This is a genomic window from Amycolatopsis jiangsuensis, assembly GCF_014204865.1.
Classification (GTDB): Bacteria; Actinomycetota; Actinomycetes; order Mycobacteriales; family Pseudonocardiaceae; genus Amycolatopsis; species Amycolatopsis jiangsuensis.
This window is the reverse complement of the sequence record NZ_JACHMG010000001.1, coordinates 428,802-455,580: the sequence shown is the minus strand read 5'-3', so window position 1 is coordinate 455,580 and position 26,779 is coordinate 428,802. Positions and strand designations below refer to the sequence as shown.

Below are 26,779 nucleotides of genomic sequence, written 5' to 3'. Positions count from 1 at the left end.
TGCCGGGCCTCGAACAGGCTCCGTAGGTGCTTCTCGGGTGCGTCGGCGAGGTTCATCGCGAGGAACGGTAGGGCGAGATCGTGCTCGCCTTGCCCGGGTCCGTTTCGTCAGCAGCGTCGAGGTCAGCGATCGCCGCTTGCGCTGTCTTCTTCTGTGCCTCCAGTTCGTTGTAGGTCGTGCGCAGGCCCTGGGTGAATGGGGCATCGGGTTCGCCGTCTTGCGCCTGGCGCAGGGCCGAGGTCTGCCGGCGCGTCAGCTCCGACAGCACGCGGTGCAGCCGTTCGCGACCGGCGAGAAACCGGGACACCGCCAAGCGGCAGGGTTGAGCGCCGCCAGGACTTCTCAGTCCTGCTGTTTGAGATAGTTTCGAATATTTTTGTCGAGGTACGACACAAAGGAGATGGGCGTGACCACAGGAGGCGACAGGAAAGATGATCCGCTGTACTACGTATGGGCAGCCTGCTGGTCCGCATCAAGTTCTCTCGTAGTGCTGTTTTCGCTCGTCGCCTCGCTGGCGTATGCCGATGACAGCCGGCGCGTTCGACTCATCCAGGCGGGTCAAGCGCTGTTGTTCCTGTTTTTACTCCGAGTACTGCCGAGAATGTGTCTATCCCTCATGAGATCGACCTCGGAGTCATCGGCCGGCGAGAGTGCCCGACACAGTCCGAAACTGGCCATCAGATCCGGATCACATGCCGAAGGGTTCCACCCTTTCTAGTCACGCTGGCTCAAACTCGTCAAGTCGAGATCCGATTTCAAGCATGAGTCGCTCCGGATCGTCCCTACGGCAAGGCGTCCATACTTTGGCCCGTAGGAGTCATCGTTCTGGCGATCGCAGTCCTGCTCTTCGCTGCCCCCTTCGGAATATACCTCGTACATAGAAGGAAAAAAGAACCGTCGTGACAGCGATGCGCTCATGTCCACCCGGCGCCCTTCTCCGCTCGTCCGGTGTGCGCTGGTAACGGTTGGTCGCTGTCCAGGTCAGATCGTCGTTGCCAGGCAGGCAGGCCGGCTTGATTCGGTGGCCCGATTTCGTGGGCCTCTTCCCGATCGCGGACGAAACCGGTCGGCCCAGTCGATCAGGCCGGCCGGGATTCAGGTGATGCGGGCACAGGGTCCTCGGCGGTGCGGTCGACGAGTCAGTGGTAGCCGTTCGACCGGGGCCGGTCACGGTGGTGAAAATCGTCGAACTCGTCCAGCGGGACGCTCGTGGTGAGTCGCCCGACGCGAGTAGGGAACGGATCGGTGGTCACCTGTCCGGCTCGGGGGCGGAGGTCCCGTTAGGCTCCGGGTGAGCGATGCCTGTTTCCGGCCAGCCGAGGAGGAACACTCACGTGTCGGACGACGAAGCGCTGCTGCAGCTGCGGGTCGGGGACGCTGTCCAGGTGCGCGAGGCGTTCGAAGAGCTGCCGCTGATGGTGGCCGCGATGGACGGCCCGCAGTTGCGGTTCGTGGCTGCGAACGCCGCCTACCGGGCACTCGCCACATCATCGGAGTTCATCGGCGCACCCTTGCGTGAGGTTTTCCCCGAAGGCGGTGGACAGCAGATCTTCGAAGCGGTTGAGCGGGTCTATGACACCGCCGAGCCGTACACGATGAACGAGTGGCGTATGCAGCTCGGCGCCGACGAGACCGGCCAGCCCCGGGAGATGTACCTCGACGTGCACCTCGCGCCTCGTTTCACCGACGACGGCGCGATCCGCGGCGTCGTCGGTTACATCACCGACGTCACCGCCCGGGCCCAGCAACGGCTGGCCGCCCAGGCCCAGGCCGCCGACGTCGAACGCCGCTACCGCCAAGCCCGTGACGTGATCGCCGCCCTGCAACGGGAGCTGCTGCCATCCGGCCTGCCGGTCCTGCCTCGGGTGCACATCGCCGGCAGCTACCTGCTCGCCGACGCCGACACGGCCGCCGGCGGCGACTGGTTCGACGGGGTCACCCTCCCCGGCGGCCAGGTCGGGCTGGTGGTCGGCGACGTCGTCGGACACGGGGTGTCCGCGTCCGCGGTGATGGGACAGCTGCGCGCGATCACCGCCGAGCGGCTGCAGGCCGGCGCGACCATCCCAGAGGCTCTCACCGCTCTCGACGCAGTCGCCAACCGCATTCCCGGCGCCCACGCCGCGACGGTGTGCGTGGCGATACTCGACCCGAACGACGGGTCGCTGACCTACTGCACGGCCGGGCACCCGCCCCCGCTGCTCGTCCCCGCCCACGGGGAGCCGCGATACCTGGACGTCACCGGCGCGGGCCCGCTGGGCGTCGGCGCGGCGTTTCCTCTCGCCACCGCCCAGCTCGACCCCGGCGACGTCCTGCTCATCTACACCGACGGCATCGTCGAACGGCCCGGCCGGGACATCGCGGCCAGCACCGTCGAGCTGGCTCAGGTGGCCGCGGACACCGTCGCCGGGCGGGGGCTGCGGACCGCGGAGACGTCCCCGGTGGAGCGGGTGTGCACGCAGACGATCGAGCTGCTCACCCGTGCCACCGGGCACAGTGACGACATCACGTTGCTGGCCGCCCAGCTCGTGACCCCGGCCCCCATCCTCTCGCTCACCGCCGCGGCGACGAGCGAGTCGCTGGCCGAGATCCGCGTCGCTCTCGACGACTGGCTCGACATCGCCCACGTCGGCGCGACGGACGCCGACGCGCTGCGGCACGCGGTGGTGGAGCTGGTCACCAACGCAGCCGATCACGCCTACGTGGACTCTGCCGACCAGCACACCGTGACGGTCACCGGCGAGGTTACCGACACCGGTCACGCCGAGCTGCGCGTCGCCGACGAAGGTTCGTGGCGAGAGCCACGCCCCTCACCCGATCGGGGACTGGGCCTGCAGGTCACCGCGAACCTGATCGACAACCTCCAGATCGAGCACGACGCCACCGGCACCACCGCCGTCGTGCGTCACCGCCTGACCCGGCAGGTTCCCTTGCTCACCACCGGCACACGGCCCTCGGGAACCGCGGTGCAGCGGTCTGCGCAGGCGGATCCGCTGCTGGTCCTCGAGCAACCGTCCACCTCCGGGGCGCGTTTCCGGATCGACGGGCCCGTGGACGGGGCGACCGCGGGCACGGTCGAGCGGGAGATCTCGTTTGCGGGCTCGACCGGGGCCCGGTCGCTCCTGCTCGACCTGACCGGGGTTTCCCACCTGGCCAGCGCGGGTGTCGCGGTCCTGCACCGGCTCGCCGCCCGGCACAGCGGCAACGGCGGTGAACTGCGCCTCTACGCGCCGCCGGGTACCAATGCCGACATGATCATGACGCTGGTCGGCCTGGTACACCACACCACCGACCCGGACCTCGGAACCGGCGAGCAGCATCCGGCGGCCACCGAAGATCCGTGATCGAGCGCACCGCTTCGCCACTGAGCCGAACCCCACGGGGCGAGCTCTGGTCCTGGGCTGCGCCGAATCCGCACGTCCGGGCTGCGACGCCGCTCTTGTCAACCGTGAGCGGCTGCATCTCGTCGAAGACCCACTGTGCGGTCGCGGCGTCGCCGACCTGAGCCGAGATTGTTCGCTGCAGAGACGCCCGTCGCCGTGCCGGGACGGACAGGACGCGCCACGGTGCCGCGCCCGCGTGGACAGGTGTGTCAGCGCGGAGGACTCTGGCTTGCGAACCTTCGTCAAGAGCACCCTGGAGTGGGTGCTGGTGGCTGGTGTGACGGTGACGGTGTTGCGGGCGGATCACGCGGTGGTCCTGGCGTTGTCCGACGCTGCGGGCAACACCTCCTCGCCCGATCTCATGTCGGATGTGCTGAATGCCCCGGTCGGTGATCCTGACGTACAACCAGCCGGAAAGTGTTCCGGATTAAGTGAAGTCCACCACCTGCACCTCGCGCCCCTGCTCGAGTCGCTCAGCCCGGTCCGCGACCGGCATCCCGCGCTGTGACCGGTCTCAGCGCGGGATCCGTTCCCCCGAAGCACAAGGCGCAGCCCCCGCTGACGTCTCAGCCGCGCCGGCGCGGGCGGCGTTCCGGTCCGGGCCCGCTCTTCGTGACACCGGGCAGGATCGCGCTCGCGACCACGTCGAACAGGTGTCCGGCGCGGGACGCGAGCGCGGGCTGATCGCCGAGCCAGGCGAGCGCGGCGATCAGCGCGAACAGATCGGTGCCGTCGAGATCGGTCCGGGCCACGCCCGCCGCCTGGGCACGGACGAGCAGCCGCGCCCCGGCGGCGCGCAGAGTGACACACGAGGCGTGGAGCGCGGATCCGGTGTCCTCGATGGCGGCCGCCATCAGCACGGTCACCCCTCGGTACTCGGTGGTCCACGTGACACAGTCGCGCACCCACGAGACCAGAGCGTCTTCGGGTGAGCACGTGTTTTCGAGCTCGTCCGCCTGCGCCGCCATCTCGTCGAAATGGGTGCGCAGCAAGGCATCGAGCAGCGCTTCCCGGGTCGGGAAATGCCGCAGCAGCGTGGCGAGCCCGACGTCGGCCCGGCGGGCAATGTCGCGCAGCGACACCGTCACGCCCTCCTCGGCGAGGGCCGTACCCGCCACCGCGAGCAGCTGGTCGCGGTTCTTCCTGGCGTCCGCCCGCATCTGACTCCTCTTGACTAACCGGATCAGTGAACCATATATTCGGATCGGTGAACCACTTATGCGGTTCACCGATACGGTTCAGCGTATCCCGCGCTGCGGGCAGGAGAAACGATGGCGACACACACGATGCGGGCAGTCCGGCTCCACGAGCACGGTGGCCCCGAGGTCCTGCGTTACGACGAGGTGCCGGTCCCCGAGCCGCAACCGGGCGAGGTACTCGTCCGCGTGCACGCGATCGGCGTCAATCCTCCGGACTGGTACCTGCGTGGCGGGATGACCACGATGCCCGGGGAGACCGAACCGTCTCTCCGCTTGCCGGTGATCCCGGGGACGGACGTGTCGGGCGTCGTCGAGGCCGTCGGCCCGGACGTCGAGACCATCGGCCCGGACACTGCCCCGGGCGCCGGCGGTTTCGCCCCCGGTGACGAAGTCTTCGGCATGCTGCGGTTTCCCAGCTTCAACGGCAACGCGTACGCCGAGTACGTGGCCGCGCCCGTCTCGGATCTCACCCGCAAGCCGGCCGGGATCGACCACGTGCACGCCGCCGGGGCGCCGATGGCCGGGCTCACCGCGTGGCAGTTCCTGATCGAGGTGGGACATGACCATCCCTCGCCCTTCCAGGAAAAGCCGCACCAGCCGACGACGCTCGACACCGAGACGACCGTGCTCGTCAACGGTGCCGCCGGCGGCGTCGGACACTTCGCGCTGCAGCTCGCGAAATGGAAGGGCGCACAGGTCGTCGCCGTGGCGTCCGGCGCGCACGAAGCGTTCCTGACCGGCCTCGGCGCCGACCGGTTCATCGACTACACCCGGAACCGCCCCGAAGAACTGGTCACCGGCGCCGACCTCGTGCTCGACACCGTCGGCGGACCCGGCAGCAGCCGCCTCCTGCGCACGCTGAAGCGGGGCGGCGCCCACTTCGCCGTCTTTCCCGGGGACTTCGACGACGAAGAAATCGCGAAGCTGGGCGTCACCGTCTCGATCGCCCAAGTCCGGTCGAACGGCAGCCAGCTCGCCGAGCTAGGTCATCTCCTGGACACCGGTACGGTCCGTGTCGCGATCGACAGCACATTCGCGCTCGCGGACGCCCGGCTCGCGCACGAACGCGCCGCCCGAGGGCATCTGCAGGGCAAGCTCGTGCTCACAGTATGAGGAGCACCTTCAGTTGAAGGCGGCCAGTGAGACGTGCTGCCACTCGCGCCAGGTGCTCAACCGCTGCTCGTAGAGGGCCGCGACGTCGGGGAAGGACTTGCCGAGGAAAATCCGCAGCGGAGGCCACTCGGCATCGACGACCCGGAGCACCGCCTCACGCGTGGCGCGCGGATCACCGACCTCGAATTCCGGCGCGGTAGCCGAACGGACCCCGGCGTAATCCGGATGCGACGCACTGTGGCAGGCCCCTCGATCCAGCCAATCCGTGGCATAGGGCCCGGGCTCGACGTTCGTGATATGCACGCCGAAAGCGACCACCTCCTGAGCCAGGGACTCCGACAAGCCCTCGAGAGCCCATTTCGAGGCGTGGTAGGCACCGATGCCGGGGAACGCACGCACACCGCCCTCACTGGTGACCTGCAAGATCCGGCCCGCCCCTTGGGCGCGCATCAGGGGCAGCGCCGCCTGCGTCACCCAGACCGCACCGAAGAAGTTCGTCTCGAGCTGCGCCCGGAGTTCGTCCTCGCCGATCTCCTCGACCATGCCGAAGTGGCCGTAGCCGGCATTGTTGACCACGACATCCAGCGAACCGAAATGCGCGTGGGCACGCCGTACGGCCTCGTGCACCGCGGCCCGGTCGGTGACGTCGAGCCGCAGTGCCAACACCGCGTCCCCGTACCGCTCGGCCAACGGGGACAGCCGCCCGACGTCCCGGGCGGTCGCCACGACGTGATCGCCGCGTTCGAGCGCGGCGTCCGCCCACTCGCGTCCGAAGCCCCTCGAACTACCCGTGATGAACCACGTTTTCACCATGATCAACGCTTCCTGCCGATGAAGTTCCGTCCCCGATCGTGCCGCCGGACCAAGGGATGCCACCAGCGAAGACTTCGCATACGAGGCATGCGTACTCCGAATGTCAGCGGATCGTGGATCCGGCCGGGCATAATCATCAGCGCATTGCCGGTACGGAGTACTTGTGGCCCATGCACGAGCGGAGTGATCGTGACGGAGGAACTGGATCTCAATCTGCTGCGTGTGTTCGACGCGCTGATGGACACCGGAAGCGTCAAGGAGGCCGCCGCACGCCTGCACTTGTCGGCACCCGCGACCAGCCGGGCACTCAGCCGGCTGCGACGCGAGATGAACGACGCCATCCTGGTGCGGGCGGGCCGCGGTCTCGTTCCCACCCCGTTCGCCCGGCGCTCGGCGGCGACGGTCAAAACACTGCTCGACGCCGCGGACGGCCTGCGGACCAATCCCGCCGGCAGCGACCCGCGGTCCTGGCGGCGTACCTTCACCATCCGCCTCAACGACGCCCTCGTCCCGGTCCTCGCCCCGCGGCTCACCCGCCGGATCGCCGGCGAGGCGCCCGAAGTCCGCCTGCGGTTCGCCCGGCAGGACTCGAAGGAACCCGATCTCCTGCGCGACGGCTCGATCGACCTGGATGTGACGGCTGCGGTCCCGTCGCCCCCCGACCTCCACACCGCGAAGCTGTTCACCGACCGCTTCGTCGCCGTCGTCGCCGCCGACTCGGAATTGGGCCACGCCCCGCACCTGACCGCGGACGACCTCTGCCGCCATCCCCACGTCTCCGCTTCGCGTCGCGGGCTCTTCCGCGGTCCACTCGATGACGCGCTGGAACGGATCGGGCGTTCCCGCCACGTCGCCGCGGTCGTCCCCTCCTACACCGTGGGCGCGCTCATGGCTCTCGAACAGGACGTCCTCTGCCTGGTCCCGCGCGTGACGGCCGCACACCTCATCGAACGAGGCGTCCCGCTGCGCGCTCACCAGGTGCCCTTCGACTTGCCCGCCACCGACATCGAACTGCGCTGGCACCGTCGCCTCCACGACGATCCCGCCTCGCGATGGCTTCGTGACCGCATCCGTGCCGTCATCCAGCCGCTCACCGCCGCGCCGAGTGGATGAGCCGGCCACAACACACCGCTCGCCGCCCAGGGAGCCGGTAGGCCCGCGGCATACGATTCGTGCCGTGACAGAGCTGACGCTGACCGGGTTGCGGGTCATGGTCGAAGTGGTCCGGCGTGGGTCCTTCACCGCGGCCGCCGAAGCTCTCGCCTACACGCAATCCGCTGTGTCGCGCCAGATCAGTGCCCTCGAGTCCGCCGTGGGGACCCCGTTGTTCGAACGGCAAGCGCGCGGGGTCCGGCCGACGGCGTCCGGCGAGGCGCTGCTGCGGCACGCCCGGCAGGCGCTCGCCCACGTGGAGGCGGCTGAGCTGGAGATCGCCGGTCTGCGTGACCGCGTCGCGGGTCGCCTCGCCGTCGGGGCATACCCGACGGCGGCAGCGGCGCTCGTTCCGCGCGCGATCGCGCGCCTGCGGGCGGCGCATCCGGGCCTCACGGTGAGCCTGTGGGAAGCGAGCAGCCCGGCACAGCTCCGCCGGCTGCGCGCCGGGCGGCTCGAGGTGGCCGTGGTGGCGACCGGGGACGGACTGCCGGACTACGACCTCACCGGCCTGCGCACCGAAATCGTCCGCAACGGCCGCGGTCTGGGCGTCGCCGTCAGCACCGACCACCCGCTCGCCGCCCAGGACGAGGTGCACGTCGACGAGCTCGGGCAGGAGGCATGGATCGTCGGCGCCGGCGGCGCGGGCGAACCGCAGTTCGGGGCTTGGCCCACCCTCGCGGCTCCTCGCGTGGCCCACGAGGTACGCGGCTGGCCGACCCGGCTCGGGCTCGTCGCGGCGGGACTCGGCGTTTCGGTCCTGCCCGGGCTCGCGGCCGGCACCGTCCCGGACGGAGTGAAATGGCTGCGTGTGCACGATCCCGGGCTGGTGCAGCAGAGACAGACAGTGCTGGTCACGCCCGTGGACCGGACGCCCGGTGCGCGCGCCCTGCTTCGGGCGGTACAGGAGGAGACGGCAAGCTCCGCCGGGTGACCGGCGGTACCGGGCGGCCTCCGCTGCATCGCCGGTGCGGGCATCGGCTTTCTCCGAGCAGGACAATCGAGCGGTACTCACCATCGACCCGCCCACCGGGATGATCCGCCGACGCGAATCCCGCCTTCCGGGCGGTGGCCGAAGCCATTCCCGGACCTCGGCCACTGGGATGCCGGGCTTCGCCACATCGTCGTGCAGCGAGCACGTTGCCGGTCCACGGGCGGGTTTCGGCCGGGGCCGGGCGGGTAGCCGGGGCGGGCACCACGATCGGAGGGCGGTCGCGGTGGAGAGGACAGCCCGGGTTCCGGGGAGGTAGTCACATGACGAGCTTGATCACCGGATCGAATGCCTCCGGCACGGCGGATCCGGCCGAGGGAATCCCGGCCGACGGCCGTACCGGGGACACGCTGGGGAGCGCGGCCGAGCATGCTGCGGTTCGGATCCCGGCCCAGGCGACGGTGACTTCGCCGCTGCGCCGGCTCTCCGCGATGGCCTCCGTACGCAGGTGGGAACAGCGCACCACTCCGGCGTTGATGCACGAAGCGGTGCTCGGCGGCGCGGGTGCGCGCGAGGTCGCCGAATCGGCCGGGCTGAGCGTGGCCGAGGCACACGTGTGCTGGACCGAGTGGGCCGCGCTCCGTCTGGTTTCGCCCCGCCCCGGAGAGATGCCGGAGCTCACCGTGCAGCAGTTCCTCCGCGTGCACGGTGCGTTCGCCGGGGAACTTGCGCCCCACGACGCCTGAACCCGCGCAAACGCCTCGGGTCCACTGTGGTCCGTCGAGCGGAACCCGTTATCCGGTAATGATTTCGACCACGCCGTCCGCGGTGCCGGTGACATAGCGCGTTCCGGTTTCGGGGTCGACGGCGACCGTGTTCGGCTGCCGTACGGTCGGGATCGTGGTGACCACCCGGGGCGTGGCACCACTCAGGTCGATGCCGACGAGCTGGTTTTTGGCCGTCAGCGTGACCCACAGGCGGTCACGCTTCCCGTCGTAGGCCACTCCGTACGGCGTTCCGGGCAGATCCAGCTCCGCGAGCAGGTGCGCGGGGGCCACCGGGTCGAACAGGCGGATCGCGCTGCCCCGCGTGTCGACGACCGCGAAGTCGCCGCGGCGGTCGACCGCGACGTGGGTCGGGCCGGCGCCGGCGGGAAGCCGGGCGGTGCGGGTGAGCGTGCCCGCGTCGTAGACGGACAGGTCGTTCTGGCGGACGTCGACGAGGCCGACGAGATTTCCGGCGGCCGCGAGCCCGGCCGGCTGTGTCACATCGGTGAAGGTGTGGATCACCTTGCCCTGTTCGGTGACGGCGACACTGCGGCCGAACTCGTTGGCGGCGAACATCCGGCCGTTGGCAGCACGGGTGGCGTCGTGCGGTGAGGCACCCGTCGGCACGCTTCCGGCGACGCGTCCGGACGGCAGGTCGACGGTCAGCAACCGGTTCGAGTTCTCGTCCGGCACCAGGACCGGGCCGCCCGGCGCGGCCAGCTGCAGGTGCCGCAGATGCCCGGGCAGCGGCACTCGTGCGGCGACTTCGCCGGTCGTGGAATCGAGCAGGGCGAGCACGTCCGGGTCCCGGACACCGACCGCGACCCGGTGGGTGGCCTCGTCCGCGACGACGCCCTCCGCGCCGGCGCCGACCGGAACCACCCGTCCGGCCGGGGCGGCGGTCACCGGCGGGGACTGCGCCGGTTCGGCCGCAGGCGGGAGCTTGGGTGGAGCGGATGGCGCGGGTGGCGGAGACGGTGTGCTGCACGCTGTGGCCAGCAGCAGGGTCGAGGCCAGGACGGCTGCTCGTCGCATACTCCAGCACGGTAGTTGCGCAGCGTCACCACTGCCGCACGTGTAAGGGGCCCGTAATGAGGGAACCCACTGCAGACAGTCAGCGGAGACGAGAGGCGACGATGAGCACACTGCAAGCGCGCCTTCCGGTCCGGACGGCACCGGAGACGAAAACGCACATGCTGGTCGCGGACGGCACGATCACCATCGCCGCCACGGGAGTGTTGACCGCATCGGATGCCCGGCTCGTGGCCATGGAACTCGCCGAGGCGTTCGACCTGTGCGGGGGTGTGGTGGTGCTCGACCTCACCGGCTGCCGGGCCGATCGTGCCGCCGTCCGCACCGCGATCACCGAGGCCCGGGCGCAGGTCCCCGGCAGCCAGTGCCACCTGCAGGTCGTGACCGCCGACGGCGCCGGCCGCGTCAGCTGACCTCGTTCAGCTTGCCGGTGGCGACGTCGAAGACGAAGCCGCGGACCGAGTCCTTCCGCGGCAGGAACGGGCTCGTCCGGATCCGGGCGATCGACTGGCGGACGTCGGCCTCCAGGTCCCCGAACGCCTCGGCCGCCCAGGCGGGCTTCACGCCGACGTCCTCCTGGATCGACTTCTTGAACTCGTCGTCGGTGAAGGTCAGCATGCCGCAGTCGGTGTGGTGGATCAGGACGATCTCCTCGGTACCGAGCAACCGCTGGCTGATCGCCAGCGAACGGATCGCGTCCTCGGTGACCACACCTCCCGCGTTGCGGATGACGTGCGCCTCCCCTTCCCCGAGGCCGAGCGCGCCGTACACGTTGAGCCGGGCGTCCATGCAGGCGAGCACGGCGACGTGCTTGGCGGGTGGCAACGGCAGCGGCCCGGAGAACTCCGCCGCGTACCCGGCGTTGTTCTCGAGCAGTCCATCGGTGACCGACATGGCGAAAACCTCCCGGAACGATGTGCGAGGTCCCGAGTGGACCGCCCCATGCACGTATGCGCAACCGTTCTCATGACCTGGAAGCCCACGCCGAACAATGCGACGCCGAGGGAGCGCTCCGTCCACTTCGGACAGTGAAGGGCCCCCGGTGGCGGGGTGAGGATGGACGCCTCGCCTCATCCTCACCCGCCACTGCGCTCGCGACGCGGGGCGATCCGGCCGCGTCCGCGCTGACACAGCCGGGCCGCAGCAGCCACGGGTACGGCACGACCCCCAAGACGTGCCGTGCCCGCCCCGGGCGGGGACCGAGCCCCTCGCGAGCGGTACACCCAGGTTTACCGGGGGCCGATGACAGCTCGATGACAGCAGGCAGATCGCCTCGTCAACGCCCCTCCCGCGGGCGTGCCCGTCCGGTAGGGTCCGGACGGGCAAGGGGGCGGACACCAGCGAGGAACGGGGTGCTCAGCTGTGGTTTTCGGGGTTCGCGGGATCACCTTGCCCGACCGCGCGGTCCGCACCTTCGTGGTGGACGGCGACCGGCTGCGCGAAGGCGACTGCACCGAACTCGTGTCCGACGGCGGCTGGATCCTGCCCGGCCTGGTCGACATGCACACGCATCCGGGTTCGGAAGGACCGTCGGATCCCTTCGACGACGCGAAGCTGCGCCGCCACCTCGAAGACCACCGCGACGCCGGCGTGCTGCTGGTCCGGGTGCCGGGCTCGACAGTCCGGATTCCCGCCTGGGCCGAGCAGGATCTGGCATTGCCGCGGATCCGCTCGGCCGGGCGGTGGCTGGCGCCGGAGGGCTGCTTCTACCCGGGTTACGGACGGGAGGTCGGCGAGCACCAGCTGGCCGAGGCCGCGGTCGAAGAGACCAAAGCCGGCTCGGGCTGGTGCAAGATCATCGGCGACTGGGAGCCCGGTGAGGCGTCCACCTCGCTCGGTGCGCTCACCGCGGCGGTGGCGGCGGTGCACGAGATCGGCGGCCGGGTCGCGGTGCACTGCCAGACCGCCGAGGGCGGCCGCCACGCGGTGCTCGCGGGCGCGGACAGCATCGAACACGGGATGCACTTCGACGTCACGCTGCTCGACCGGATGGCGGCGCAGGGCATGGCGCTGGTCCCCACGTTCACCACGTTCGCGGGAATCGCCGGCCGGGCCCGCGAGCGCGCGCCGGGCCCGCTGCGCGACTGGGTGCTCGAGGGCTGGGAAGGCATGCCGGCCATCGTCCGGGCCGCCTACGAGGCCGGGGTCACCGTGCTGGCCGGCACCGATTGCCCGCCCTACGGCAACATCGCGACCGAGGTCGGCTGGCTGGCCGAGGCCGGGCTGCCGGCCGAAGCCGCGGTCGGCGCGGCGGCCTGGACGGCACGCGCGTGGCTGGGCGAACCGGGCCTGGCCGACGGCGCACCGGCAGACCTGGTGGTCTATGAGGCAGACCCGACCTCCTCCCCTGGCGTACTGGCCCACCCGAAGAGGATCATCCTCGGTGGCCGGGTGATCCGCTGAGCGCACCGGCACGTCCGGCTCGAGCAGGTGGGAGGTGAGTGGGTGACCGGTACCCGGACTCCCGGATTCGGCGTGCTCGGGCCGCTGTCCGCGGTCGTCGGCGGCGCCCCGGCCCCGCTGGGCTCGGCCAAGACCCGCATCGCGCTCGCCACCCTGCTGCTGGGCGCGAACCACGTGGTGTCGGTCGAGGAGCTGATCGACCGGTTGTGGAACGGCGAGCCGCCGCGGGGCGCCCGGAACGCGGCCCAGGCCTACGTGATGCGGTTGCGCAACGTGCTGGGCGAAGCCGGGGTGCTGATCCGCACCCAGCCGCCGGGGTACCTGCTCGCGATCACCCCGGACATGCTGGACCTCGGCCGGTTCCACGCCCGGGTCGGCGCGGCGGAGCGGGCCCGTGCGGCGGCCGACCCGGCGGCCGAAGCCACCGAGCTGCGCGCCGCGCTGGCGCTCTGGCGGGGTACCCCGCTGGCCGACGTCCCGTCCGAGCTGATCCAGGCACAGGAGGCCACCCGGCTGGCCGAGGAGCGGCTGCGGGCCTGGGAACGGCTGGTGGACCTGGAGCTGGAGCTGGGCCGGCACGCCGAGGTGATCGGTACGCTGCACACCCTCACCGAGGAGAACCGCCTGCGGGAACGGTTCTGGGCTCAGCTGATGCTCGCGCTGGACCGGTCCGGCAGGCAGGCCGACGCGCTGGCGGTGTACCGCCGGGTCACCGTGCTGCTGCGCGACGAGCTGGGCCTCGACCCCGGCGAGGCACTGCGCCGGCTGCATCAGGAGATCCTGCTCAACGACGGCGGCACGGACGCGTCCGGGAAGGCCGCGGGCTGGACCGCGCCGTTCCAGCTGCCCGCCGACGTCGCCGACTTCGTCGGCCGCACCGGACTGCTGGCCGCGATCCGGGAGCTGGTCACCCGGCCGGGCCGCAACCGGCTGGCGGTGCCGGTGGTGGTGCTCGCCGGGCCGCCCGGGGTGGGCAAGACCGCGCTGGCCACGCACGCCGGGCACGAGCTACGGGGCGAGTTCCCGGACGGCGTGCTGCACGTCAACCTGCGCGGCTATTCGACCAGTCCGCCGCTGGCGGCGACCGACGCGCTCGCCCGGTTCCTGCGTGCGCTCGGCATCGCCGCCGAACGCATCCCGCACGAGATCGACGAGCAGAGCGCACTGCTGCGGTCCCTGCTGAGCGGGCGGCGCGTGCTGATGGTCCTGGACAACGCGGCGAGCCCCGAGCACGTCCGCCCGCTGCTGCCGTCCGATCCGTCCTGCGCGGTGCTGATCACGAGCCGGGACGAACTGCGCGGCCTGGTCGCCCTGGACGGCGCGCGGCGGCTGCCGGTCGGGGTCGTGTCCGCGCAGGAGGCCCGGGCGATGGTGGGCAACATCGTCGGGGCCGAGCGGGTCGCCGCGGAACCCGGCGCGGCCGGCGCGTTCGCCGCGGCGTGCGGCTATCTGCCGCTGGGGCTGCGGATCGCCTCGACCAATCTGGCCGGCGCGGCAAGCCGGTCCATCGCCGAGTACGTGGCCCGGCTGCGGCCCGGCGCCAAGCTCGACGCGATGGAGATCGAGGGCGACGACCAGGCCGCCGTGCGGCTCGCCTTCGATGTCTCCTACAGCACCGTGAAACCCGCCCTTTCGCAGTTCTTCCGGACACTGAGCGCGATCCCCGGTCCGGACTTCGACGACCTCGCCGCGGCCGCGGTGACCGGCACCGAACCGGCCGCCGCGCACCGCATGCTCGACCGGCTGGCCGCGACGAACCTGATCGGCGCCGGCGCGCCCGGCCGGTTCCACTTCCACGATCTGATCAAGGAGTTCGCCGCGGAGCGGGCCCGGGACCAGGATCCGGCCGGCGAGCGGGAGGCCGCGCCGGCACGGCTGGCCGGCTGGTACCGGCAGCGGACCTACACGGCCTGCCGGCTGCTCTACCCGGACGCGCATCTGCTCGGTGCCGCGCCGGACGGGCCGCCGCCGTGGCCGGACGCCGCCGCGGCGCTGGACTGGCTGGAGACCGAGGCGGAAAACCTGGTCGCCCTCGTGTGCGCGCGTCCGGCCGGGGTGGCGGTCTGGGAACTCGCCTACGCCCTGCTCCCCTACCTGCAGCGCAGCCGGCAGGATTCGCTCTGGCAGTCCGCGTTCACCGCCGCGCTCACCGCGGCCCAGCACGCCGGCGACCGCCCCGGGCAGGCCGCCATCCACCGCGCCCTCAGCCGCATGCAGTTCCACCACGCCCGGTACAGCGAGTCCGAAACGCATATGCTCGAGGCGGCGCGGCTGTTCCGGGAGTCCGGCGATCCCGTCGGTGAGGCGCGGGCACACACCGGGCTCGGTTCGATCTACGGTGAACTCGGCAGGCTCGACGAGTCGATCGTCCACTTGGAACAGTCGCTGCGGCTGGGCGGGGACACCGCGGGGCGCAGCACCACGCTGTTCGATCTCGGGATGACCCGGATCCACCTCGGCCGGGTGCGCGAGGCCTCGGCGAACCTGGAACAGGCGCAGGAGCTGGCCCGCCGGCAAGGGCTGCCGCACCTGCAGCTGCGATGCGCCGGCGCGTTCGCCTTCCGGGACCTGTGGGCGGGACGGCTGCGTTCCGCGGCGTATGCCTTCGGCGAAGCGCTCGACGGGTGGGCGCAGCTGCAGTTTTCCCCGGGTGTCACCGAAATCGTGCGCAACCTGGCGGAAACCTGTGTGGAGGCAGGGCTTCCGGTGCTCGCCCGTGATCTCGGCGGCCGGACCCTGGCCTGGGCCCAGGCGGCCGAAACGGTGTGGCTGGTCATCGGTTCCCACGTCGTCCTTGGCGACGCCGCGCTGGCCGGGGACGACCTCTACGCCGCGATGCGGCACTTCACGCAGGCGCAGGCGCTCAGCGGTGGTGCGGCGTACTGGGCTCCGGCGATCGACCGTGGTCTCGCGGCCGGCCATCGCCGCTCCGGCGAGCTGTCCGAGGCCGCCGCGATCGCGACGCGGGGGCTGGCCGAGGCCCTGCCCCGGGATCGCGGCCGGGCGCATGCCGAACTGTCCGCTGTCCTGCTGGCCCAGGGTGATCCGGCGGGTGCGAGCACCCACGCCGGTCTCGCGGAGGCGCTGGCGGAAGAGTACGGCTACCGGCTCGATCGCGCTCGTGCCCAGCGCGCCGCGGCCGCGGCGCACCGCGCAGCCGGCGACACCGCCTCGGCCGCGGACCAGCAGAAGCGGGCAGCCGCCGTGGTCGATGCCGTACGCGCCGAGGCGGATCCCATGCTGCGCAAGGTCGTGGCGCGGGTTCCGCCGCGCGACGCGGCTTGATCGCCGTTCACGGGCCCGTGCAGGGGGCTTTCGGGGGCGGGGTCATTGGCCGGTGTGCAGATACTCGGCGTCGAACAACGTCCTCGGGATCGTCACCTTCACCACGGCGAATTCGTCGGTGGTACTGAGATCCACCAGCAGCGGCCCGGTACCGGCGACCTCCCGCACCTGTGCCGACAGCCACGCCAGCTCCGTGTCGACGTCGTCGAAGGCGCCCGGTCCGGATGGCTCGTACTCGGCCCAGGACAGCGTGGGGGCGTCCGGCTCGACGAGGTTCTCGGTGGACAGGCGCACCCGCTGGTACACCGCCGGCAGGTCGTCGCGGCTGCCCGCGATGCCGGTCAGCCTGCTCTGCACCGCCTCGGTCAGCGCACGGGACAGGGCGACGTGCGGGTCCAGGTGCGTGCCCCATCCTCCGCAGGCGACCGGAAAGTCCGGGCTCCACACGCGAGCGGCGAAGCACGGGACGCCGAACCGGCCCTCGACCGTCGTGATCGTCACCGTCGCGCCCGCCGCCCGCACGCGCTCGATCAGCGGGGCGCACACGTCGTCGGTGAGCGAGCCGGGATCGACGTAGGACCACGGGGCGCCACGCGGGATCCGGCTGAGGGAGTCGCGTTCGATGATCTCGTAGATCGCGTGCAGTGCCGCTTCCGCCCGGGTGTTGCCGGAGGCCAGGCCGTTGCTGCTCCAGAGGAAACCGGGCGGTGTCCACGGCCGTACCGGCGGCGGCAGGCCGACCAGCGGCCACGGCACCGGGACCGCCCGGCCGTTTCCGGTGTCGATCCCGGCCACCCAGTCGAGCGGGGTCTGCTCGGTGACGAGTGAGCCGGGCCCGGTGACGACTCCGGCGACGGCGTAGGGCAGCCCGAGCTCCGCGGCCGGCGTCGCGCGGTGGCTGAGCGGGTTCGGCACGTTCTCCGCGTGCCACAGCTCGATGGACTCCATCGCGGCGGAAATCCGCGCCAGCACAGCGGTCTGGCCCTTCCCCTGGGAAACGGTGAGGCTACGGGCCAGCGGGCGGACCGCCATCATCACCGGCACGCCCAGAATGTCGAGCCCGGTGACGTCGGCGACGCGGGTCACGCCGTAACGAGCCAGCACCGGCTCCACCACAGCCCACGTCTCCTCCGGCCGCCGCACCCGATGCGTACCCGCGAAGAACACCTTCGCCGCACCAGCCGTCACGACCGCACACCCCGCCCGGCCCGCCCGGTCAGAAACCTGCTCCGCAGGAAGAACGGCCGCACCGCCTCGACGGCATCGCCCAGCGAACCGAATCCCCGGTCCCTGGCCGCCGCCAGCAGCGTGGGGGCGTCGTCTGGGGGCACGCCCCACACCGTCGCGAGGTGTCCGGTCAGCACAGCGGGCTTGAGCTGGCCGACGTGCTGGCCGCTGGCCCACGACGCGACCTCGGCGTTCACGACCTCCGCCTCGGCCACCGCCCGCCGGGCCACCGGGTCGGCGGCCACGCCGGGTTCGGCCCTGGCGAGGTCGCTGACCGGGCACTGCGGCTGGTAGGACCGGGTGAGCAGCCGCAGCAGCGCCTCCTCGCGGGGCAGCGCCGCCACCTCGTCCGGGGTGAGCCAGTGCCCGAGCTGCCCGGCGGTCAGGGTCTCCGGGGTCAGCCCGTGGCGCGCCGCGATCCGCAGCGCGCGGGCGGGCAGCTCGTCCGCCGGGCCCGGTCCGGCCAGGTGGCCCAGCACGTACCGCCGCCACCGCACCGGGAAATCGTCGAGATGGAGCTGCTGGTAGCGGATCGTGGCACCCACCGACACGTCGGTGCCCTCGACCGGTTCGACCGCGAAGTCGGTCTGCCATTCGGTGATGAACCGGTTGCGCCAGTCGTCGTTCTCCGCCCAGCGGCCCGGATCGGCGGGCGGCAGCTCGCCGCGGGCGATCGCGGTGAGGGTGTCGAGGGTGTCCGCCGCCTTGACGTCGGCTGCGCGGGCATCGCGGGCCAGGAAGGCGCGCAGCCGGGCGACATCCTCGTTTCCGGCTTCCAGTGCCTGCCAGGTGCGCTCGGTGTAGTGGCAGCTTTCCGCGCCCTCGACCACGGACCGCGCGGCTGCCGCGGAAAACACCCCGGCCCGGCGGGCAGCCTCGGCCGCGTGCCGGACGGCGACCAGCGCCACAGTGAGCTTGCGGTACTCCGGCGCTTCGCCGTGCATCACGGCGACCTCGTCGTCGCCCTCGAGCACACCGTCGCGGTACTGCTCGAAAACCACGCCGCGGCCGAGCATCCCGTACGGATGCAGTTCGGCGGCGCGGATCGCGCCCATACTGGCGCAGCCCACCACCTGCACACCGGCCTGCAGCAACGCGAGGATTTCCTTGTGCCGCACCGAGGCACTGTGGTGGTAGTAGCCGTCGACCAGCACCACCATGTCACCGCGGGTGAAGCGGTGGCGCAGCAGGTCGCCGTGTGCCACCGGCGGGTGCAGCACCGCCTCGGGCAGGCAGCTCAACGCTTGCGGGCCCGACAGGGTGGGGCCCAGGAAGACGTGCACGGCCGCGGCGGCCGCTCCGGTCCGCCGATCGGCGTCGATCAGTTGAACTCCCGGCCGCCGAGGATCACGACGACCTCCGACCACGGGTCGAACAGCTCGGCCGCCACCACGTCGCGCCGGGCGCTGTTGATCTGCTCGATCACGTCGTCCATCGATTCTCCCTCGTCGACCGCAAGATCACGTGCGTCGGGGGCGAGCCTACTACAGGCGCGGCTTCGCGGGGGCGAGTTTGCGCAGGCTGGTGGCCAGGACGAGGACCGCGAGCACGAAGGCGCCGGCGTAGAGCGAAACCCCGCGCCAGCCGTCCGCGCTGTAGGCGAGCCCGCCCACCGAGCCGCCCACGCTGGACCCGAGGTAGTAGCAGAACAGGTAGACCGCCGGGCCCTGCACGCCCAGCGTCGCCGCCCGCGGGCCGACCCAGCCGCTGGCGACCGAATGCGCGGCGAAGAAGCCTGCGGTGGTCACGACCAGCCCGGCCACGACGAGGACGAGATTGTCCGCCAGCATCAACGCGAGCCCGGCCAGCGTGATCGCCACGGTGACCGGCAGCATCCGGGGCCGGCCGAGGGTGTCCACGAGCCGGCCCGCGACCGTCGAGGAGGCCGAGCCGGCCAGGTAGACCACGAAGACCAGGCCGACGAGCACCGGCGACAGCGAGAACGGCGGTGCCAGCAGCCGGAAGCCCAGGTAGTTGTAGACGGTCACGAAGCAGCCCATCAGCAGGAAGCCGCAGGCGAAAAGCCGGACGAGCCCGGAGTCGGTGAACGCCCGTCCGATCGACGTGGCCAGGTGCCGTACCCGCGGCGGGCTCGGCTCGAAGAACACCGACGGCACGATGCTCACGCGGAACACCACCGCACATCCCAGCGCCACGACGCCGACGACGGCGAGTGCCCACCGCCAGTTCGAGACGTCCAGCACCAGGCTGGCGATGACCCGGCCGGCCAGTCCCCCGATCCCGTTTCCGGCGATGTACAGCCCCATCGCGGTCCCGAGCGAACGACGGTCGATCTCCTCGGACAAGTACGACATCGCGGTCGCCTGCAATCCGGCGAGCGCGAGCCCCTGCAAGGCGCGCAAGACGAGCAGCACCGTGAACGACGGGCTCACTGCCTGCGCCACCCCGAGCACTGCGGCGGTGAAGAGCGAAGCCGTCATCACCGGCGTGCGCCCGACCACGCCCGACAGCGCGGTCAGCGGGATGACCCCGACCGCCAGGCCCGCGGTGCCGAGAGAGACGGCGAGACTGGCCTGCGCCGGGCTGAGGCCGAAATCGGTGCTCAGCGCGGGCAGCAGCGCCTGCACGCAGTAGAGCGTGGTGAAGGTCGCCAGCCCGGAGGCGAACAGCGCCAGCGTGATGCGCCGGAAGCCGGACGTGCCACGGAGGTGCGGCAAGGCCGCAGTCTGCGTGCTCGTATCTGTCACGTGGGCAGATCGTAAGCAGCCGCAAGTTATGCGTCCAATACCCGGCGGCAGGCGGAACAATGCACTGGTGCATCGGTCAGCGCCACCGTGCCGCTGACCATGCGGTTCACCGGGCCGGGCCCGGCGCCGGGCACCTCGGACGAGGCGCCGGAGAGAGCAAGCTCACCGCTACCGGATGCGCAACCTGCGCATCATCTTCAGTCCGGAAAGCATCCCCTCGACGTACTTTTCGTAGGCCTGCCCCGGGCGCGGGCTCATCACCTGCTTCTTGAGCACCGCCACGTTCTGCACGTCGGTGTACTTCAGCAGCCCCTGATCGCCGTGCCGGGCGCCGACGCCGGAGTTCTTCACCCCGCCGGACGGCGTGCCCTTGGCGGCGAACGCGGTCGCCAGGATGTCGTTGATGTTGACGTTGCCGGACTCGATGCGTGCCGCCACTGCCCGCGCGGCCGCGGCGTCGCGGGACCAGACCGAGGCGTTCAGGCCGTAGTCGGTGTCGTTGGCGAGTCCGATCGCTTCGTCGACCGTGCGATACGGGTACAGCGCGACGACCGGGCCGAAGGTTTCGGTGACCCCGCACAGCATGTCCTGGGTGACGCCCTCCAGCACCGTCGGTTCGAAGAACGCCGGACCGAGGTCGGGACGGGGTTTCCCGCCGCACACCACGGTGGCTCCCTTGGCCACGGCGTCCTCGACGTGCGACTGGACGCGGCCCAGATGCTCCACCGAGACGAGCGAGCCCATCTCCGGGCCGAAGTCGTAGGCGGCCCGGACGTCGAGCGCCCGTGCCTTGGCCACGAACGCGTTCTTGAACTCCTCGTACCGCGACTGCGGCAGGTAGATCCGTTCGACGTGCATGCAGATCTGGCCGGTGTTGCCGAACGCGCCGAAGATCGCCCCGGACGTGGCCTCTTCGAGGTCGGCGTCCTCCAGGACGAGCATCGGGTTCTTGCCGCCGAGTTCGAGGCAGCAGCCGATGAGGTTGCGTCCGGCCTGTTCCCCGATCGCCCGGCCGGTGGCGGTCGAACCGGTGAACATCACGTAGTCCGCGCGGTCGATGACCGGCGGGCCGACAGCCGGCCCCTCCCCGCAGACCACCTGGAACAGTCCCTCCGGCAGACCCGCTTCCTCCAGCAGCGCTATGCCGTAGAGCGGCGAGAGCGCGGTCTTGTTGTCCGGCTTCAGCACGACCGCGTTGCCCGCCATCAACGCCGGGATCGCGTCCGAAATCCCGGTGGCGAACGGAAAATTCCACGGCGCGATGACGCCGACGACGCCCTTGGGCAGCCGGATTTCGGTCGACGAGGTCAGCAGTGGCACCGGCCCGCCGCGTTTCCTCGGTGCCAGCAGTGCGGCGGCGCGCTTCAGGTAGTGGCTCATCACCATCGGCGGGTCACAGCTCTCCTCGATCGCCATCCGCCGGTTCTTGCCGCTTTCGACCTGGATGAGGTCGGCGACCGTGCGCGCGTTGCCGACGAAGAGCGCGTGCGCCCGCTTGAACACCGCGAGCCGCTGTTTCAGCGGGGTGGCCGCCCACTTCCGCTGCGCCGCGCGCGCGGTCGCGAACGCCTGCTCGATGTCTTCCGGCGTGGACTGCGGCAGCTCGGTGAGCACATCGCCGGTGTAGACCTCGGTGAGTTTCCAGGTCTCGCCCGACGATCCGGGCACCCGGGCGACCAGCTGCCGCAGGAACGGCCCGGTCACCGAGGCGGGGCGGGTGAGGGCGGGCGGGGCGAGGGTCATGTCCGGCTCACTTCCCGGAGAGGACGAGCTGTGCGCCCCTCTCCCCGATCATGATGGCGGGTGCGTTGGTGTTGCCGCCGGTGATCGACGGCATGATCGAGGCGTCGCAGACCCGCAACCCCTCGACCCCGCGGACCCTGAGGTCGGGGCCGACGACCGCCAGCTCGTCGACACCCATCCGGCAGGTGCCGACGCCGTGGTAGACCGAAGTCGCGCGGTTCAGGATCGCGTCCCGCAGCTCCTGGCCGCGCAGCCCGGCGCCCGGGTGCAGTTCCTCCTTGACCGACCCCTTGAACGCCTTCGACGCGAAGATCTCGCGCACCATCTCCGACCCCTCGGCGAGCACCTCGAGGTCGGCCGGGTCGGCCAGGTACTGCGGGTCGATCAGCGGCGTCGCGGCCGGATCGGCCGAGGAGAGCCGCAGGGTGCCCCGGCTCTTCGGATAGATCATCGTGCTCAGCACGGTGAGCGCGGGACGTTTGTCGACCGCGTGCCGGATCGGCGCGTCCTGGTTGGGCGAGACGTAGGCCCAGGGCAGCAGATGCAGCTGCAGGTCGGGAACCGCCTCGGCCTGCGAGGTCCGCAGGAACGCGACCGCCTCGAACACCGAGTTCGCGAGGAAGGTGGTGCCGGGCCGCAGCAGCTCCCTGGCCAGGCCGCGCGCGAAGTACGGTGCGGTGCCCTTGTTGCGGCAGGAGGACACGCGGAAGGTCAGCGCGTGGAACATGTGGTCGTGCAGGTTGTCGCCGACCGGCAGGTCCGCGAGCACGTCGATGCCGTGCTCCCTCAGGTGCTCGGCGTGCCCGATCCCGGAGAGCATGAGCAGCTGCGCGGAGCCGACGAACCCGGCGGAGAGGATGACCTCCTTGCCGGCCCGGACGGTGCGCCGGGTGCCGTCGGCGTCGAGTACCCGGACACCGGCCGCGCGGCCGTTCTCGAAGACCACTTTCTCGGCCAACACGCGGGATTGCAGTTCGAGCGTGCCGGGCGCGAGGTGGTGGAGGTAGCCGCGGGAAGCGCTGTAGCGCAGGCCTTCGGCGGCGTTCTGCTGCATCCGGCTGACGCCCTCCTGCGACGCGGCGTTGTAGTCGCCGAGGATCTCGCAGCCGAGCGCGCCGGAGGTCGCGTCGAGGAACTGCAGGGTGCCTTCCTGCGGGATCTTGTTGCGGGTGATGCGGATCGGGCCGCCCGCGCCGCGGAACGCGCTTTCGCCGTCCTCGAAGTCTTCCATCCGCTTGTAGGCGGTGTTGACGCTTTCCGCGTCCCAGCCGGTATTGCCCTGCGCGGCCCAGGAATCGTAGTTGGCCCGGTTGCCGCGGACGTAGACCATGCCGTTGACGGAGCTGGATCCGCCGACGACCTTGCCCCGCGGCACCGGCATCCGACGATCGAGAACATGTTTCTGTTCGACGGAGTAGTATCCCCAGTCGACGATCTGCTTCACCTGCGGCACCGCGTGCATCGGAGCGACCAGCCCGGGCTTGCGCACCAGCAGCTGCTCGTCACTCTTCCCGGCTTCGAGCACGATTACGCTGGCCCCGGACTCCGCCAGGCGTCCGGCGACCGTCGCCCCCGAACTGCCCGACCCGACGACCACGTAGTCGGCCTCGACCCCACGCGCCGCCCTTTTCGCCATGTCCGCTCCTCGCCCGGCCGCCGCCACAGACTATAACCTGTTCTAGTTCCGTCTCACGGTATAGCGGCGGCGCGCGGTCCGCAATGGTGCGACCGAGCCATGGCGAGGGCAGGGCGGCGGTGACCTGCGATCCCGAAAGCCCGTCCGTGCAGCGCACTGACCCGACTTTCGGCCGGTGGGCGCTCGGGGTCCGGTTGGCTACTGTCTGTGCGTGCGGATCCTGGGTGCGTTGTTCACCGTCCTCGTGGCCATCGGCGTCGTCGCTCCGCTTCCCGCGGTGGCGGAGGCCTCCGCCACCGCCGATCCGGCCGGCTGGACCGGACCACTCAGCACCCGCGGCCGTTACGTCGTCGACGCCACCGGCAGCCGGTTCAAGCTGAAGTCCGCCAACTGGCACGGCGCGAGCGGAACGTGGAACGGTTCCGGCGACGTGGCCGATCCGGCGAACCACCACGCGGGTGAGCAGGCCTACCAGACTCCGCTGGGCCTGGACCGGGTCCCGATCGACACGGTGCTCGACGGGCTGGCCGAACTCGGCCTCAACAGCGTGCGTCTGCAGTTCTCCAACGCGATGATCCACGACCCGGCTCCGGTGCCCGACCTGCCCGCCAACCCGCAGCTGCACGGCCTGACGCCGCTGGAGGTCTACGACCGGGTCGTGGACCGGCTGACCGCGCGCGGTTTCGCGGTGATCCTCAACAACCACACCACGACCTCGCGCTGGTGCTGCGGGCTCGACGGCAACGAACGGTGGGATACCGCGCAGACCGAACAGCAGTGGCAGGACGACTGGCTGTTCATGGCCCGCCGCTACGCCTCGAACAAGCGGGTCGTGGGTGCGGACCTGTACAACGAGGTCCGCCGCAACGCACTCGAGGATCCCGGCTGGGGCACCGGAAACGGCGCCGACTGGCAGCGCGCTAGCCAGCAGGTGGCCGACCGCATCCTGGCCGAGGCGAATCCCGATCTGCTGATCATCGTGGAGGGCATCAACTGGACCGGGCTGCCCGTGGACGGGCTGCCGCACGGCCGGCCGACGCTCGAACCGGCGCGCACGCTGTCGCACACCCTGGTCGAATCGGGAAAGCTGGTCTACTCCGCGCACTTCTACGGCTACACCGGCCCGAACCACTCCGGCGCGACCGGCGTCGGCGAGACGCACGATCCGCGTTACCGCGACCTGTCGCCGCAGGAGCTGCGCGATGTCCTGTACCGGCAGGCGTTCTTCGTCTCGGCGGAAACCGGCAAGCACTACACCGCTCCACTGTGGATCAGCGAGTTCGGGGAGGGCCGGGGCACCACCGACGCGGCCTCGCGCGCGTGGTTCGAGAACTTCGCGGACTACCTCGCCGAAACCGACACGGATTTCGCCTACTGGCCCGCGGTCGGCTTCCAGAGCGGCGGCAAGGGAGACGGCTGGGCGTTGCTCGCGTGGGACACCGACGGCTCCCGCATCGACATCCTCGACGGCACCGACTGGCGCGGCCCCGCGTGGCGCCGTCTGGTGAACGCCCCGTCCCGCACCGGCCGAATTCCGCCGGCCGAGCACTGGTCCATGCTCACCCTCGACCACGCCGACTTCCCGGCCTCGCTCGCGGTCCGCGCGAAACCGGACTGGGACTCCGGCGCCCGCAAGGCGACCTGCCCCGACGGCCAGCGCCTCGCCGGCCTGGCCCACACCGGCAACCGCGGCCTGTGCACCGGAACTCTCCCGCTGCCGGCCGACTACACCGCCGTGCACGACGAAACGTATGTGGATCACGACTGGGCGAGCGGCTACACGAAGGTCCAATGCCCGCCGGAGCACGCGGTGGTCGGCTACAGCGTGCGGGGCGCGGCGTTCTCGGCCGTCCTGTGCGGCCGCTCGGACACTCCCCTCGGCCACACCGATCGTACGGTGTGGTTCGACCGCGACGACAACCGTCCGCCGGACGACCCGGGCGGCGACTTCGCCTCGGGACGCTACAAAGGACAGTGCGCACCCGGAGAATCCGTCGCGGGCGTGGCATACACCCGACGCGCCGGGTCGCTCGGGACGCCGGACGCACTGCTCTGCCGTGCGTGATTCCCGCGACCGGGCCACTCCAGGGCGGTGGACCCTCTACTGTGGACTCATCGGGAGGATCAGCCGGGATGCGGGATGGTGTCCCGGCAGGGCCGGAGTTCGGTCTCCGTGCCGGGCAGTGCGCCCCGAGTTGCGTAGGCAGCACGGGTGCGAGCCACCGGACACCTGCAGGCGCAGCCGGTGGCCTGCGGGCAGCCGGTGTGCGCAGGAGTCCAGTGACAGCCATACCAGGCCGTCCTCGGCGTTTGCCGGGCCGAGACGGACCAGCGTCTCGGAGAAGGTGCGGAGCAGGCGTTCTCGTCGACGTCGCAGAGCCGCGCGAAGAGATCCGCGTGCCGGTTTCCGCGACTGTGGTCCAGTTCCACCACGGGCATGCCGATGATCTCGAGTGCTTCCGTAGCGGCGAGGTGGTGAAGGTCAGCACGTCCGGGCGAGCTTCGAGGTCGCGCCCGGGCAGGACCTCGTACTGGCGCAGGGTCTGCCACAGCATGAGATCCTGCCAGCCACCCACCAGCCTGATCGGCACCTCGTCCGTGTCCAGTGCGGCGTTCGCCTGCCGGGGTTCCCAGAACGGGTCGTCCGGTCCGGGGTGCTCCCGCAGTGCACACTGCGTCGCGCCGACGTCGGACGCACCGTAAGTGGCCAGTCACCCGTCGAACCACGCATGTCCGCGTACCCAGCCGGCGATGTCCAGCGCGTCGGCGGCCTTTGTCTCCATGACCAACGCCCGAAGCTGACCACCGGAACCCGAGGTGCCGCGGCAGCTCTGCACCACCTGGTAGCCCCGTCCGGCGAACACCCGGGCTTCGGCGTTGATCGGCAGCCCACGCCCGTACGGCGTGCGGATCAGCGCGGTGCCCCCAGCGTTCCGGTCGGCTGGTAGTGGTCGGTGAGCAGCGTGATCCCGTCGCGGCTCGGCGCCGGGACGCCGCGCTCCACCACGAACGCATACCGCGTCCGCGGCAGCTTGCGCCCCTCCGGCGGGTGGCCCGCGGCCGGTGCATGCCATCCTGGGCGCGCACGCAGCAGGCGAACGAGAGGACAGTCGTGGGCGTTGTCGGGTGGATCGTGCTGGGCTTGATCGCCGGGGTGATCGCGAAGATGCTCATGCCGGGCAAGGATCCCGGCGGCTGCATCATCACCATCCTGCTCGGGATCGGCGGTGCCTTCGTCGGCGGCTGGATCGGCAAGACGCTCTTCCACACCGACCTCGGCACGTTCTTCGACCTGCGCACCTGGGGCCTGGCGATCCTCGGCGCGCTGGTCATCCTCACCGGGTACCGGCTGGTCTTCGGCAGGCGAAGGCGGGACTGACCGCCCACGGC

General features: G+C 71.0%; 23 protein-coding genes. 11 read left to right on the top strand and 12 right to left on the bottom strand.

All coding sequences use genetic code 11. The features are described 5' to 3' along the window. Positions 1 to 52: 52 nt before the first annotated feature. On the bottom strand, positions 53 to 307 hold the full coding sequence (locus BJY18_RS01920; protein WP_184777139.1) for a hypothetical protein: 255 nt from the start codon (positions 305 to 307) through the stop codon (positions 53 to 55). A 1,027-nt stretch (positions 308 to 1,334) separates the two neighbouring features. Between BJY18_RS01920 and BJY18_RS01915 the strand changes: the two genes are divergently transcribed. After that, positions 1,335 to 3,341, top strand: coding sequence for a SpoIIE family protein phosphatase (locus BJY18_RS01915; protein ID WP_221457499.1), 2,007 nt, complete (start codon positions 1,335 to 1,337; stop codon positions 3,339 to 3,341). A gap of 268 nt (positions 3,342 to 3,609) precedes the next feature. Next, a complete protein-coding gene (locus BJY18_RS01910) occupies positions 3,610 to 3,888 on the top strand; it encodes a hypothetical protein (protein WP_184777136.1) in 279 nt (92 codons plus the stop codon). 58 nt (positions 3,889 to 3,946) lie between these two features. Here BJY18_RS01910 and BJY18_RS01905 read toward each other — a convergent pair whose 3' ends face one another. Further along, the gene (locus BJY18_RS01905) at positions 3,947 to 4,540 is read right to left on the bottom strand and encodes a TetR/AcrR family transcriptional regulator (protein ID WP_184777134.1); all 594 of its coding nucleotides are present in this window, start codon (positions 4,538 to 4,540) and stop codon (positions 3,947 to 3,949) included. 111 nt (positions 4,541 to 4,651) lie between these two features. On the opposite strand from BJY18_RS01905, the gene BJY18_RS01900 reads away from it, so the two are divergent. Continuing rightward, the gene (locus BJY18_RS01900) at positions 4,652 to 5,692 is read left to right on the top strand and encodes an NADP-dependent oxidoreductase (RefSeq protein WP_184777132.1); all 1,041 of its coding nucleotides are present in this window, start codon (positions 4,652 to 4,654) and stop codon (positions 5,690 to 5,692) included. Positions 5,693 to 5,701: 9 nt separating this feature from the next. On the opposite strand, the gene BJY18_RS01895 is transcribed toward BJY18_RS01900, so the two are convergent. Beyond that, a complete protein-coding gene (locus tag BJY18_RS01895; protein WP_184777130.1) occupies positions 5,702 to 6,505 on the bottom strand; it encodes an SDR family NAD(P)-dependent oxidoreductase in 804 nt (267 codons plus the stop codon). Between the two features lie 189 nt (positions 6,506 to 6,694). Between BJY18_RS01895 and BJY18_RS01890 the strand changes: the two genes are divergently transcribed. From BJY18_RS01890 to BJY18_RS01880, 3 genes are all read left to right on the top strand, one after another. Next, entirely contained in the window at positions 6,695 to 7,618 is a 924-nt protein-coding gene (locus BJY18_RS01890) for a LysR family transcriptional regulator (protein ID WP_184777128.1), read from the top strand. 64 nt (positions 7,619 to 7,682) lie between these two features. Further along, positions 7,683 to 8,591 carry a LysR family transcriptional regulator gene (locus BJY18_RS01885; RefSeq protein WP_184777126.1) on the top strand — a complete coding sequence of 303 codons (909 nt, stop codon included), beginning with the start codon at positions 7,683 to 7,685 and terminating at the stop codon, positions 8,589 to 8,591. A gap of 320 nt (positions 8,592 to 8,911) precedes the next feature. Beyond that, positions 8,912 to 9,334 (top strand): hypothetical protein, encoded by a 423-nt coding sequence (locus BJY18_RS01880; protein ID WP_184777124.1) that lies wholly within the window; start codon positions 8,912 to 8,914, stop codon positions 9,332 to 9,334. A gap of 48 nt (positions 9,335 to 9,382) precedes the next feature. Here BJY18_RS01880 and BJY18_RS01875 read toward each other — a convergent pair whose 3' ends face one another. Then, positions 9,383 to 10,390 (bottom strand): YncE family protein, encoded by a 1,008-nt coding sequence (locus BJY18_RS01875; protein WP_184777122.1) that lies wholly within the window; start codon positions 10,388 to 10,390, stop codon positions 9,383 to 9,385. A gap of 101 nt (positions 10,391 to 10,491) precedes the next feature. Here BJY18_RS01875 and BJY18_RS01870 point away from each other — a divergent pair, with 101 nt between their 5' ends. Continuing rightward, a complete protein-coding gene (locus BJY18_RS01870) occupies positions 10,492 to 10,800 on the top strand; it encodes a hypothetical protein (protein WP_184777120.1) in 309 nt (102 codons plus the stop codon). Here BJY18_RS01870 and BJY18_RS01865 read toward each other — a convergent pair. Beyond that, positions 10,793 to 11,281, bottom strand: coding sequence for a beta-class carbonic anhydrase (locus BJY18_RS01865; protein ID WP_184777118.1), 489 nt, complete (start codon positions 11,279 to 11,281; stop codon positions 10,793 to 10,795). The two genes, BJY18_RS01870 and BJY18_RS01865, sit on opposite strands and share 8 nt — an antisense overlap. A 468-nt stretch (positions 11,282 to 11,749) precedes the next feature. On the opposite strand from BJY18_RS01865, the gene BJY18_RS01860 reads away from it, so the two are divergent. Together BJY18_RS01860 and BJY18_RS01855 are read left to right on the top strand one after the other, a co-directional pair. Then, positions 11,750 to 12,790, top strand: coding sequence for an amidohydrolase family protein (locus BJY18_RS01860; RefSeq protein ID WP_184777116.1), 1,041 nt, complete (start codon positions 11,750 to 11,752; stop codon positions 12,788 to 12,790). A gap of 42 nt (positions 12,791 to 12,832) precedes the next feature. Further along, positions 12,833 to 16,075 (top strand): AfsR/SARP family transcriptional regulator, encoded by a 3,243-nt coding sequence (locus BJY18_RS01855; RefSeq protein ID WP_184777114.1) that lies wholly within the window; start codon positions 12,833 to 12,835, stop codon positions 16,073 to 16,075. A gap of 42 nt (positions 16,076 to 16,117) precedes the next feature. Here the strand turns inward: BJY18_RS01855 and BJY18_RS37675 are convergent, their stop codons facing one another. The 5 genes from BJY18_RS37675 to BJY18_RS01830 all read right to left on the bottom strand — a co-directional run bounded on the left by BJY18_RS37675 (position 16,118) and on the right by BJY18_RS01830 (position 23,389). After that, entirely contained in the window at positions 16,118 to 17,263 is a 1,146-nt protein-coding gene (locus BJY18_RS37675) for a YcaO-like family protein (protein ID WP_184777112.1), read from the bottom strand. Then, the gene (locus BJY18_RS37670; RefSeq protein WP_184777110.1) at positions 17,260 to 18,585 is read right to left on the bottom strand and encodes a TfuA-like protein; all 1,326 of its coding nucleotides are present in this window, start codon (positions 18,583 to 18,585) and stop codon (positions 17,260 to 17,262) included. The genes BJY18_RS37675 and BJY18_RS37670 overlap by 4 nt, the downstream gene beginning before the upstream one ends. Before the next feature lie 201 nt (positions 18,586 to 18,786). Beyond that, entirely contained in the window at positions 18,787 to 20,010 is a 1,224-nt protein-coding gene (locus BJY18_RS01840) for an MFS transporter (RefSeq protein ID WP_184777108.1), read from the bottom strand. A gap of 168 nt (positions 20,011 to 20,178) precedes the next feature. Further along, positions 20,179 to 21,753 (bottom strand): succinic semialdehyde dehydrogenase, encoded by a 1,575-nt coding sequence (locus BJY18_RS01835; protein ID WP_184777106.1) that lies wholly within the window; start codon positions 21,751 to 21,753, stop codon positions 20,179 to 20,181. 7 nt (positions 21,754 to 21,760) lie between these two features. Continuing rightward, the gene (locus BJY18_RS01830; RefSeq protein ID WP_184777104.1) at positions 21,761 to 23,389 is read right to left on the bottom strand and encodes a GMC family oxidoreductase; all 1,629 of its coding nucleotides are present in this window, start codon (positions 23,387 to 23,389) and stop codon (positions 21,761 to 21,763) included. Positions 23,390 to 23,600: 211 nt separating this feature from the next. On the opposite strand from BJY18_RS01830, the gene BJY18_RS01825 reads away from it, so the two are divergent. Further along, positions 23,601 to 25,454: a glycoside hydrolase family 5 protein gene (locus BJY18_RS01825; protein WP_184777102.1), complete on the top strand. Its 1,854-nt coding sequence runs from the start codon at positions 23,601 to 23,603 to the stop codon at positions 25,452 to 25,454. 36 nt (positions 25,455 to 25,490) lie between these two features. On the opposite strand, the gene BJY18_RS37935 is transcribed toward BJY18_RS01825, so the two are convergent. Together BJY18_RS37935 and BJY18_RS37665 are read right to left on the bottom strand one after the other, a co-directional pair. Beyond that, the gene (locus BJY18_RS37935) at positions 25,491 to 25,670 is read right to left on the bottom strand and encodes a CocE/NonD family hydrolase C-terminal non-catalytic domain-containing protein (RefSeq protein WP_376774751.1); all 180 of its coding nucleotides are present in this window, start codon (positions 25,668 to 25,670) and stop codon (positions 25,491 to 25,493) included. Positions 25,671 to 26,100: 430 nt separating this feature from the next. Then, positions 26,101 to 26,271 carry a CocE/NonD family hydrolase gene (locus tag BJY18_RS37665; protein ID WP_376774750.1) on the bottom strand — a complete coding sequence of 57 codons (171 nt, stop codon included), beginning with the start codon at positions 26,269 to 26,271 and terminating at the stop codon, positions 26,101 to 26,103. 230 nt (positions 26,272 to 26,501) lie between these two features. On the opposite strand from BJY18_RS37665, the gene BJY18_RS01805 reads away from it, so the two are divergent. Then, the gene (locus BJY18_RS01805) at positions 26,502 to 26,768 is read left to right on the top strand and encodes a GlsB/YeaQ/YmgE family stress response membrane protein (RefSeq protein WP_184777098.1); all 267 of its coding nucleotides are present in this window, start codon (positions 26,502 to 26,504) and stop codon (positions 26,766 to 26,768) included. Positions 26,769 to 26,779 lie beyond the last annotated feature (11 nt).

Excerpts from the sequence above, each read along its gene's own strand:
- BJY18_RS01905 (WP_184777134.1), bottom strand. The coding sequence starts at position 4,540 with ATGCGGGCGGACGCCAGGAAGAACCGCGACCAGCTGCTCGCGGTGGCG.
- BJY18_RS01900 (WP_184777132.1), top strand. The coding sequence starts at position 4,652 with ATGGCGACACACACGATGCGGGCAGTCCGGCTCCACGAGCACGGTGGC.
- BJY18_RS01895 (WP_184777130.1), bottom strand. The coding sequence starts at position 6,505 with ATGGTGAAAACGTGGTTCATCACGGGTAGTTCGAGGGGCTTCGGACGC.
- BJY18_RS01880 (WP_184777124.1), top strand. The coding sequence starts at position 8,912 with ATGACGAGCTTGATCACCGGATCGAATGCCTCCGGCACGGCGGATCCG.
- BJY18_RS01875 (WP_184777122.1), bottom strand. The coding sequence starts at position 10,390 with ATGCGACGAGCAGCCGTCCTGGCCTCGACCCTGCTGCTGGCCACAGCG.
- BJY18_RS01870 (WP_184777120.1), top strand. The coding sequence starts at position 10,492 with ATGAGCACACTGCAAGCGCGCCTTCCGGTCCGGACGGCACCGGAGACG.
- BJY18_RS01865 (WP_184777118.1), bottom strand. The coding sequence starts at position 11,281 with ATGTCGGTCACCGATGGACTGCTCGAGAACAACGCCGGGTACGCGGCG.
- BJY18_RS01835 (WP_184777106.1), bottom strand. The coding sequence starts at position 21,753 with ATGACCCTCGCCCCGCCCGCCCTCACCCGCCCCGCCTCGGTGACCGGG.
- BJY18_RS01830 (WP_184777104.1), bottom strand. The coding sequence starts at position 23,389 with ATGGCGAAAAGGGCGGCGCGTGGGGTCGAGGCCGACTACGTGGTCGTC.